The sequence below is a fragment of the Peribacillus sp. NPDC058075 genome, from assembly GCF_042885195.1.
In the GTDB taxonomy this organism is placed as follows: domain Bacteria; phylum Bacillota; class Bacilli; order Bacillales; family DSM-1321; genus Peribacillus.
In genome coordinates this window covers 38,526-48,215 of sequence record NZ_JBHVSL010000009.1, presented here as the reverse complement: position 1 = coordinate 48,215, position 9,690 = coordinate 38,526, and the positions used below count along the sequence as shown (strand labels likewise).

The window sequence follows — 9,690 nt, the reverse complement described above, 5'->3', positions numbered from 1 at the left end:
CTTCTTCTTTTTCAACCATGATTTCAGCATTTTGAGCTTCATCGGTTAAACCAACAAAGATATTTAAATGCTCTGTTAAAATCTTAGCTCCAAGTGCTACCGCTTCTTGCGGACCAGTACTGCCATCAGTCCAAACATCGAACGTTAACTTGTCAAAGTTAGACAACTGTCCAACACGTGTATTTTCAACTTGGAAAGATACGCGTGAAACTGGAGTGTAAAGAGCATCAATTGGAATTACACCAATCGGCTGGTCTTCTCTCTTGTTTTGAACAGCAGGAGTGTAGCCGCGGCCGCGACGTGCAGATAAACGCATACGCATATGACCGTTTTTACCAATTGTAGCAATATATAAATCCGGATTAAGAATTTCTACATCACTATCATGAGTGATATCAGCAGCCGTGATGACTCCGTCACCTTGAACGTCAATTTCCAGCGTCTTCTCTTCATCAGAGTAAATCTTAAGAGCTAGTTTTTTCACATTAAGAATGATAGATGTTACATCTTCCACGACGCCTTCAATTGTTGAGAACTCATGTAGCACTCCATCAATTTGTATAGCTGTGACAGCAGCACCTGGGAGTGAGGATAAAAGGATACGACGTAAGGAGTTACCCAATGTAGTACCATACCCACGCTCTAGTGGCTCTACGACGAATTTACCGTATTTGGTATCGTCGTTGATTTCAACCGTTTCGATTTTTGGTTTTTCTATTTCGATCATCAATAAACCCTCCTTCAAAACGTCAAAACCCCGGCAAGTAAACGAATTCACTTAAACCGAAATTCCCCATGTATACGTTCCCGCTGTGCGCAACAACTGAAAATTAATCCTCTGTAAGAACGCAAACTCAGTATTATATCCCATTATTGACAGGAATACAAAATCTATACAGAAAAATTAAACACGGCGACGTTTTGGTGGACGGCATCCGTTATGTGGAACTGGAGTTACATCTTTAATTGCAGTTACTTCTAGGCCAGCAGCTTGAAGTGCACGAATAGCAGCCTCACGTCCAGCACCAGGTCCTTTAACTGTAACTTCAAGAGTTTTCATACCATGTTCAATTGATGTTTTAGCAGCTGTTTCAGCAGCCATTTGTGCAGCGAACGGAGTGGATTTACGAGATCCGCGGAATCCTAGAGCTCCAGCACTTGACCAAGAAATAGCATTACCATGAGAGTCAGTGATCGTAACGATAGTGTTATTGAATGTTGAACGAATATGTGCAATACCAGTTTCTATATTCTTTTTCACACGACGTTTACGTGTATTAGTTTTACGTGCCATGAAAAGTAACCTCCTTTACTAATTATTTTTTCTTGTTAGCTACAGTACGACGAGGTCCTTTACGCGTACGAGCATTGTTTTTTGTATTTTGACCGCGAACAGGAAGACCACGACGGTGACGTAAACCACGGTAAGAACCGATTTCCATTAAACGTTTGATGTTTAGGGAGATTTCACGACGAAGGTCGCCTTCTACTTTAAGCTTGTCAATGATATCACGAATTTTGTTCAATTCGTCTTCCGTTAAGTCACGAACGCGAGTTTCTTCAGAAACGCCTGCTTCTGCAAGAATCTTGATCGCTGTTTGTTTTCCAATACCATATATATATGTTAATGAGATAACAATACGTTTGTCACGGGGAATATCTACTCCAGCAATACGTGCCATGCTTGAGTGCACCTCCTTCTATTTAGCCTTGTTTTTGTTTATGTTTAGGGTTTTCGCAAATAACCATAACTTTACCTTTTCTGCGGATAACTTTACACTTTTCGCAGATTGGTTTGACTGATGGTCTGACTTTCATTGCTATCTAACCTCCTTATACAGATCGGAGCGAAACCGGATTATTTGAACCGGTATGTGATTCTGCCGCGAGTTAGATCATACGGGGAAAGCTCAACCGTAACTTTATCTCCAGGCAAAATGCGAATAAAGTGCATACGAATTTTACCGGATACATGAGCTAAAACAGTATGACCATTTTCTAATTCTACCTTAAACATTGCATTTGGCAAAGTCTCTTGTACTGTGCCTTCTACTTCAATTACATCATCTTTCGCCATTAAAGTGATTCTCCCTTCTCTATGCGTGAACCTATTAAAGGTACACATCTTTCCGTCAACATTACTACAGTCCAATCATCCTCATAAGTCTTACAATTCTGCATCAAGTATTCACCATTTTGTAGAACCAGGCTTTAACTGAGGACCTTTATCAGTTGGACCGAAATGAGGATTTTATGGGCCCTCATGTAAGTCTTGACCGATTCCGTGACCGACATACTCTCGAAATAGAGAAGCAATTAGTCTCGACATAGGTTTGAATAGCATGGGAGATGTTTGAAAGGCGCACGCCTGACATAGCTTCTTTCAACCCTCTATATCACGACTCTTTAGGAATCCCAATAGAGTCACTGCATTTCTTCATCAATTTTGCCGACCGGATATGTCCATGAAGATCACTTAAAAAGTAATCGCCCAATTCAGGGAATACCAAGTACAAGAACCTGATTAATAAATGTGCGAATGCTCTCGCGAAATCCATTATACCCTTTGTATTATAGGAATGCACCAAGTTTAACTAGTAAGTTATAAAAATGGTATGAATTTCATAAATCAATACGAATGATTAATTTTGTAAAGCACCAAGCAACACATCGATATCTTCAAATACCTTATTAATATCTTGCTGTCCGTTAATGTTGACCAAGTACCCTTTATCTCCGTAGAAATCAAGAAGTGGCTTGGTTTGTTTCAAATTCACATCTAAGCGATTTTGAACCGTTTCTGCATTGTCGTCGGCACGTTGATATAATTCTCCGCCGCAACGGTCGCATACATCATCTTTAGCAGGAGGATTGAAAACAAGATGGTATGTCGCACCACATGATTTGCAAATACGACGTCCTGTCAATCTTTCCATTAAGATGCTTTTATCAACATCGATATTAATGACAAAATTCATTTTGCGATCTAAATCAGTAAGAATGCCCTCAAGTGCTTCCGCCTGTGCCACAGTACGTGGAAATCCATCAAGCAAAAATCCTTTGAGGCAGTCTTCCTTGCTTAACCGTTCACGTACGATGCCAATGGTAACTTCATCAGGTACCAATTCGCCTTTGTCCATGAATGATTTTGCCTTTAGACCTAATTCTGTTCCATCTTTGATAGCTGTTCGGAACATATCTCCAGTAGAGATATGAGGGATATTATATTTTTCTACGATTTGTTCAGCTTGAGTGCCCTTACCAGCACCAGGCAGACCCATTAACACTAGATTCAATTTTCTTCCCCCTCAAACTCTATAATGGGTAAAGGGAACAAGCCGTTCCCAAAACTCATTACTTTATAAAGCCTTTATAGTGTCTCTTCACAAGTTGTGATTCCAGCTGCTTCATCGTATCAAGGGCAACCCCCACTATGATCAGCAAACTGGTTCCACCAATCTGTGCAGATTGAGGCAGATCAGCAAGCTTAATGAAAAATACCGGTAAAACGGCAATGATGGCTAAAAATATAGAGCCTACAAACGTCAGACGGTATAAAACACGTGTTAAATATTCTTGTGTACTCTTACCTGGACGAATCCCCGGCACATAGCCACCTTGCTTTTTCAAATTCTCAGCCATTTGTTCAGGGTTAACCTGAATGAATGCATAAAAATACGCAAAAGCAATGATAAGAGCAACATATATGATCATACCAATTGGCTTGGTGTAATCAAGATTTGTTGATATCCAACTAGTCACGCTATTCTTTCCAAAGAAAGAAGCGATTGTAGTGGGAGTAATGATAAATGCCATTGCAAAGATTACCGGAATAACCCCCGCAGCATTTACTTTCAATGGTAAATGAGTAGACTGGCCACCCATTTGTGTACGACCTACCGCAGCACGTTTCGCATACTGAATAGGAATTTTACGTAATGCCTGCTGAATGAAGATAACAGCAACCACGATTGCTAATACTGCTAAAACAATGAGGATAATCGTTATGATTCGTAAGAATAATTGATCACCGGCATTTTCAAATTGTTGGGCGTAAATCTGATTTGCCGTAGTTGGCAAACTAGCTACGATACCAGCAAAGATAATGATGGAAATCCCATTACCCACACCCTTAGCAGTGATCAGCTCCCCTAACCACAAAAGAAAAGCTGTTCCTGCCGTTAAGACAGTCGCAATAAGCAAGTATGTTGCAATCCCAGGATTTTCAATCAACTGTCCACCTGACATATTATTGAACCCATAAGACATACCAACTGCTTGGATAAATCCTAGGATAATAGTGAAGTAACGAGTGAATTGAGCTAATTTACGGCGCCCTGCTTCCCCTTGTTTAGACCATTCAGTGAACTTAGGAACAACATCCATCTGTAACAGCTGAACGATGATGGATGCCGTGATGTATGGCATGATACCCATCGCTAATATAGAGAAGTTTTGCAGTGCTCCGCCGCCAAAGGTATTTAAAAGACCGATGACGCTCAGCTGGTCCTGTTCAGCGAGAAAATCGGCATTCACATGCGGTACAGGTATAAATGTACCGATGCGATAGACGATTAACATTAGAAGGGTAAAAATAATCTTATTCCTTATTTCACCCACGCGCATAAAATTGGAGATCGTGCGAAACATTAGATCACCTCTGTATTACCGCCAGCAGCTTCGATAGCTTCTTTAGCAGTAGACGAGAATTTGTGAGCTTTAACAGTAAGCTTTTTCTCAATGCTTCCTTTGGCAAGAATTTTGATTCCTGCTTTTTCTTTACTTACAACCCCAGTCTCAAGTAAAAGAGCTGGTGTTACTTCAGTACCGTCTTCGAAAAGATTTAACGTATCAAGATTCACGATAGCATAGTCTTTACGGTTGATGTTGGTAAATCCACGTTTAGGTAAACGTCTGAATAGAGGAGTTTGACCCCCTTCAAATCCAAGACGCACACCGCCGCCGGAGCGAGCGTTTTGTCCTTTGTGTCCTTTACCTGCTGTTTTACCGTTACCAGATCCAATACCGCGACCTTTACGTTTACGTTCTTTACGAGAACCTTCTGCAGCTTTTAACTCATGAAGTTTCATGTTGGCACCTCCTTGTTAAGTTAAAAATTATTTTATTGTTCTTTTACAGTAACAAGATGAGCAACTTTGGTAATCATACCGCGAATCGCAGGGTTATCTTCTTGAACAACCGTTTGATGCATTTTGCGTAAACCCAAAGTGTTAACTGTAACACGTTGATCTTCAGGACGACCAATCAAGCTGCGAGTGAGGGTGATTTCTAATTTATTAGCCATAATTCGATTTCCCTCCTTATCCTAACAGTTCTTGTACTGATTTTCCACGTAACTTAGCTACGTCTTCAGCACGTTTCAATTGCTTCAATCCTTCAATTGTTGCGCGAACCATATTAATAGGTGTATTAGTACCTAGTGATTTAGACAAGATATCGCTAACTCCGCCTAATTCTAGTACCGCACGAACAGGACCACCAGCAATTACTCCTGTACCTTCAGAAGCTGGTTTCAATAGAATGTGACCTGCGCCATAGCGACCGTTCACAAGGTGAGGAATAGTAGTACCAACCATCGGTACAGTAATTAGATTTTTCTTAGCATCCTCAATAGCTTTACGGATAGCATCCGGAACTTCTTGAGCTTTACCAGTACCAAATCCAACATGACCATTTTTATCACCAACAACAACTAGTGCAGTGAAACGGAAACGACGTCCGCCTTTAACAACTTTAGCTACACGATTAACTGTAACTACGCGTTCTTCAAGTTCTAATTTATTAGGATCAATGCTACGCATCTGTTATGTCCCTCCTTATCCATTAAAATTCTAAGCCGTTTTCACGAGCAGCGTCAGCCAATGCTTTTACACGACCATGGAAGAGGTAACCACCGCGGTCAAAAACCACAGCTTTGAAACCTTTTTCAACAGCACGTTTCGCAATAAGTTCGCCAACTTTTTGAGCTGCTTCAGCATTGCTACCTGCTTCGATATTGATCTCTTTATCAAGAGTTGAAGCACTTGCCAATGTTACGCCTTTTGCATCGTCAATTAATTGTGCGTAAATGTGTTTGTTTGAACGAAACACATTTAAACGAGGACGAGCTTCTGTTCCAGAAAGCTTAGCACGTACACGCGCATGTCTTTTCTGACGAGTAGCATTTTTATCAAGCTTCGTAATCATTTACGTCACTCCTTTCGTTTACTTATGCGGCATTACTTACCAGTTTTACCTTCTTTACGACGAACGAATTCGCCTTCGTAACGGATTCCTTTACCTTTATACGGCTCAGGCGGGCGAACATCACGGATATTAGCTGCTAGAGCTCCTACACGTTCTTTGCTTGCACCTTTGATGATTACTTTTGTATTAGAAGGAACTTCGACTTCAACGCCAGCTTCTGGCTCTATTTCTACAGGGTGGGAATATCCTACGTTAAGGACAAGCTTGTTACCTTGCTTTTGTGCACGGTACCCAACCCCAATAAGTTCAAGTGATTTTACGAATCCTGTTGATACACCTTCAACCATGTTAGAGATAAGTGCGCGAGTAGTACCGTGTAAAGAACGGTGAGCCTTCTCGTCAGATGGACGTGTAACAGTTAACACGTTCTCTTCAACAACGATTGAAAGGTCAGGATTGAATGATCTAGTTAATTCACCTTTAGGTCCTTTAACAGTTACTTCACTTCCAGTAATAGTAACTGTCACGCCTGCAGGGATTTCAATAGGTTTTTTACCTATACGAGACATAATGTGCACCTCCATTCTTGTGAAAATGTATTACCAAACGTATGCTAAAACTTCTCCGCCAACTTGTTTAGAGCGAGCTTCCTTGTCTGTTAAAACTCCGTGAGAAGTAGAAACAATTGCGATACCTAAACCGTTAAGAACGCGTGGTACCTCTCCAGTTTTTGCATATACACGCAAACCAGGTTTGCTGATACGTTTTAGACCAGTGATAACACGTTCGTTGTTTGCACCGTATTTTAAGAAGATACGGATGATACCTTGTTTGTTGTCTTCGATTAATTCAAAGTCACGTACGAAGCCTTCACTTTTTAAGATCTCAGCAATTTCCTTTTTGATCTTTGAAGCAGGAACTTCCAGTTTTTCGTGACGAACCATATTCGCATTACGGATGCGAGTAAGCATATCTGCAATAGGATCTGTCATGACCATTATATTTTACCTCCTTCCCAAACTCGGGTTTTACCAGCTAGCTTTTTTAACGCCAGGAATTTGTCCTTTATATGCAAGTTCGCGGAAACAAATACGACAAAGTTTAAATTTACGTAATACTGAATGTGGACGTCCGCAACGTTCGCAACGTGTATATTCTTGTACTTTAAACTTCTGTTCGCGTTTTTGCTTTACGATCATAGACTTTTTAGCCACGATTTCGCCTCCCTTTATTTAGAGATTACTTTTGGAACGGCATTCCAACTTGAGTAAGTAGTTCACGAGCTTCTTCGTCAGTGTTGGCAGTCGTTACGATAACGATGTCCATACCACGAACTTTGCTCACTTTATCGTAATCAATCTCAGGGAAGATAAGTTGTTCTTTAACGCCTAATGTATAGTTCCCACGTCCGTCAAAGGATTTCTTTGAAACGCCGCGGAAATCACGTACACGCGGTAAAGATACAGATACTAGCTTATCAAGGAATTGATACATACGCTCTCCACGTAATGTAACTTTCGCTCCGATAGGCATACCTTCACGCAAACGGAAACCTGCGATTGATTTTTTTGCTTTTGTTATAACTGGTTTTTGACCAGTGATCAATGTAAGTTCTTCAACAGCTGTATCTAAAGCTTTCGAGTTAGATACTGCGTCACCCACACCCATGTTAATAACGATTTTCTCAATGTTTGGTACTTGCATTACTGATTGATAGTTGAATTTACCCATCAATGACGGTGTAATTTCACTTTTTAATTTTTCTTTAAGGCGGCTCATTGCTTAGTGTACCTCCCTTCATTTATGACTTATTTATCTAAAGATTCACCTGATATTTTAGCTACGCGTACTTTTTTACCATTTTCGATCTTATATCCAACACGAGTCGGTTTACCTGATTTAGGATCAAGTGGCATTACATTGGATACGTGAATAGCAGCTTCTTTACTTATAATTCCACCTTGTGGATTAAGTTGAGATGGCTTGGAATGCTTTTTCACGATGTTAATTCCTTCAACAAGCACACGATTTTGTTTCGGATATGCAGAAAGAATTGTTCCTTGTTTGCCTTTGTCCTTACCAGAGATGACTACGACTTTGTCACCTTTTTTAACATGCATTAGCTTGGCACCTCCTTGAAAGGCTTTATACAAATTTTACATATTATAGAACTTCTGGAGCAAGAGAAACGATCTTCATGAAACTATTGTCACGTAATTCACGAGCAACAGGTCCAAAAATACGTGTTCCACGTGGGCTCTTATCGTCACGGATAATTACACATGCGTTTTCATCAAAACGAATGTAAGAACCGTCAGGACGACGCATACCACGTTTTGTACGGACAACAACAGCCTTAACGACTTCACCTTTTTTAACAACGCCTCCTGGTGTTGCCTGTTTAACTGTACAAACGATGATATCACCGATGTTTGCAGTTTTACGGCCAGAACCACCTAGGACTTTAATTGTTAGCACTTCACGAGCACCTGAATTGTCAGCGACTTTTAAACGAGATTCTTGTTGAATCATGTACGGTACCTCCCTTCGGAATTAGCTTAATCCGAACTATATTAAATGATTACTGCTTTTTCTACTACTTCTACAAGACGGAAGCGTTTTGTAGCTGAAAGTGGACGAGTTTCCATGATACGTACTACGTCGCCTGCTTTAGCTTCGTTTAGCTCGTCATGAGCTTTTAACTTTTTAGAGTATTTCACGCGTTTACCGTATAAAGAATGCTTTTTATAGGTTTCTACAACTACTGTAACTGTTTTATCCATTTTGTCGGATACTACGCGTCCAGTGTAGATTTTGCGTTGGTTGCGTTCGCTCATTCTGCAAACCTCCATTCATTATCGATTAGTGACACCGATCTCTCTTTGACGAACAACTGTTTTCATACGAGCAATCGATTTGCGAACTTCACGGATGCGAGCTGTATTTTCAAGTTGTCCAGTAGCTAACTGGAAACGAAGATTAAATAGTTCTTCTTTAAGAGATTTTAGTTTTTGTTCAATTTCAGCAGTGGTTAGATCTTTGATTTCATTAGCTTTCATTTGTTTCACCACCAATTTCCTCTCTTTTTACAAACTTGCACTTGATTGGAAGTTTGTGTGCTGCAAGGCGCAATGCTTCTCTTGCCACCTCTTCAGATACACCAGAGATTTCAAACATAACTTTGCCCGGTTTAACTACTGCTACCCAACCTTCAGGAGCACCTTTACCGGAACCCATCCGTACTTCAAGCGGCTTAGCTGTGTAAGGTTTGCTTGGGAAGATTTTGATCCAAACTTTCCCTCCACGTTTCATATAACGAGTCATCGCAATACGAGCTGCTTCGATTTGACGGTTCGTGATCCAGGAAGCTTCTTGAGCTTGAAGTCCAAATTCTCCGAAATGAACTTCAGTGCCGCCTTTAGCCATCCCTCTCATCTTACCGCGGTGTTCACGACGGTATTTTACGCGTTTTGGCAATAACAT

General features: G+C 40.6%; 20 protein-coding genes. All 20 read right to left on the bottom strand.

Features of this window, described 5'->3' with window-relative positions:
• The coding region (locus tag ACFVS1_RS25860; protein ID WP_387551953.1) for a DNA-directed RNA polymerase subunit alpha at window positions 1-727 on the bottom strand (727 nt) is incomplete at its 3' end.
• Window positions 728-904: 177 nt separating this feature from the next.
• Complete coding sequence (gene rpsK, locus ACFVS1_RS25855; protein WP_028390438.1) at window positions 905-1,294, bottom strand: 30S ribosomal protein S11; 390 nt, start codon at window positions 1,292-1,294, stop codon at window positions 905-907.
• A gap of 22 nt (window positions 1,295-1,316) precedes the next feature.
• Entirely contained in the window at window positions 1,317-1,682 is a 366-nt protein-coding gene (gene rpsM / locus ACFVS1_RS25850; protein ID WP_034304978.1) for a 30S ribosomal protein S13, read from the bottom strand.
• A 22-nt stretch (window positions 1,683-1,704) separates the two neighbouring features.
• Entirely contained in the window at window positions 1,705-1,818 is a 114-nt protein-coding gene (gene rpmJ / locus ACFVS1_RS25845) for a 50S ribosomal protein L36 (protein WP_003156543.1), read from the bottom strand.
• 40 nt (window positions 1,819-1,858) lie between these two features.
• Window positions 1,859-2,077, bottom strand: coding sequence for a translation initiation factor IF-1 (gene infA / locus ACFVS1_RS25840; RefSeq protein WP_028390440.1), 219 nt, complete (start codon window positions 2,075-2,077; stop codon window positions 1,859-1,861).
• A gap of 565 nt (window positions 2,078-2,642) precedes the next feature.
• Entirely contained in the window at window positions 2,643-3,296 is a 654-nt protein-coding gene (locus ACFVS1_RS25835) for an adenylate kinase (RefSeq protein ID WP_137016891.1), read from the bottom strand.
• 58 nt (window positions 3,297-3,354) lie between these two features.
• Window positions 3,355-4,650, bottom strand: a complete 1,296-nt coding sequence (secY, locus tag ACFVS1_RS25830) for a preprotein translocase subunit SecY (protein ID WP_352926891.1) — start codon at window positions 4,648-4,650, stop codon at window positions 3,355-3,357.
• A complete protein-coding gene (gene rplO / locus ACFVS1_RS25825) occupies window positions 4,650-5,090 on the bottom strand; it encodes a 50S ribosomal protein L15 (RefSeq protein ID WP_034304982.1) in 441 nt (146 codons plus the stop codon). Before rplO ends, secY begins: the two co-directional genes overlap by 1 nt.
• A gap of 32 nt (window positions 5,091-5,122) precedes the next feature.
• Entirely contained in the window at window positions 5,123-5,305 is a 183-nt protein-coding gene (gene rpmD, locus ACFVS1_RS25820) for a 50S ribosomal protein L30 (protein ID WP_034304984.1), read from the bottom strand.
• A gap of 16 nt (window positions 5,306-5,321) precedes the next feature.
• Window positions 5,322-5,822: a 30S ribosomal protein S5 gene (gene rpsE / locus ACFVS1_RS25815; RefSeq protein WP_034304987.1), complete on the bottom strand. Its 501-nt coding sequence runs from the start codon at window positions 5,820-5,822 to the stop codon at window positions 5,322-5,324.
• Window positions 5,823-5,844: 22 nt separating this feature from the next.
• Entirely contained in the window at window positions 5,845-6,207 is a 363-nt protein-coding gene (rplR, locus tag ACFVS1_RS25810; protein ID WP_101225873.1) for a 50S ribosomal protein L18, read from the bottom strand.
• Window positions 6,208-6,239: 32 nt separating this feature from the next.
• Window positions 6,240-6,776, bottom strand: a complete 537-nt coding sequence (gene rplF / locus ACFVS1_RS25805; RefSeq protein WP_192207445.1) for a 50S ribosomal protein L6 — start codon at window positions 6,774-6,776, stop codon at window positions 6,240-6,242.
• Between the two features lie 30 nt (window positions 6,777-6,806).
• Window positions 6,807-7,205, bottom strand: coding sequence for a 30S ribosomal protein S8 (gene rpsH, locus ACFVS1_RS25800; protein ID WP_034304995.1), 399 nt, complete (start codon window positions 7,203-7,205; stop codon window positions 6,807-6,809).
• A 30-nt stretch (window positions 7,206-7,235) separates the two neighbouring features.
• On the bottom strand, window positions 7,236-7,421 hold the full coding sequence (locus ACFVS1_RS25795; protein ID WP_034304998.1) for a type Z 30S ribosomal protein S14: 186 nt from the start codon (window positions 7,419-7,421) through the stop codon (window positions 7,236-7,238).
• Window positions 7,422-7,446: 25 nt separating this feature from the next.
• Entirely contained in the window at window positions 7,447-7,986 is a 540-nt protein-coding gene (gene rplE / locus ACFVS1_RS25790) for a 50S ribosomal protein L5 (protein WP_063235797.1), read from the bottom strand.
• A gap of 29 nt (window positions 7,987-8,015) precedes the next feature.
• Window positions 8,016-8,327 (bottom strand): 50S ribosomal protein L24, encoded by a 312-nt coding sequence (gene rplX, locus ACFVS1_RS25785; RefSeq protein ID WP_034305002.1) that lies wholly within the window; start codon window positions 8,325-8,327, stop codon window positions 8,016-8,018.
• A gap of 43 nt (window positions 8,328-8,370) precedes the next feature.
• A complete protein-coding gene (gene rplN, locus ACFVS1_RS25780; protein WP_034305005.1) occupies window positions 8,371-8,739 on the bottom strand; it encodes a 50S ribosomal protein L14 in 369 nt (122 codons plus the stop codon).
• Between the two features lie 41 nt (window positions 8,740-8,780).
• On the bottom strand, window positions 8,781-9,044 hold the full coding sequence (gene rpsQ, locus ACFVS1_RS25775; RefSeq protein WP_034305007.1) for a 30S ribosomal protein S17: 264 nt from the start codon (window positions 9,042-9,044) through the stop codon (window positions 8,781-8,783).
• 18 nt (window positions 9,045-9,062) lie between these two features.
• On the bottom strand, window positions 9,063-9,266 hold the full coding sequence (gene rpmC, locus ACFVS1_RS25770) for a 50S ribosomal protein L29 (protein WP_034305010.1): 204 nt from the start codon (window positions 9,264-9,266) through the stop codon (window positions 9,063-9,065).
• A complete protein-coding gene (rplP, locus tag ACFVS1_RS25765; RefSeq protein ID WP_034305012.1) occupies window positions 9,256-9,690 on the bottom strand; it encodes a 50S ribosomal protein L16 in 435 nt (144 codons plus the stop codon). Before rplP ends, rpmC begins: the two co-directional genes overlap by 11 nt.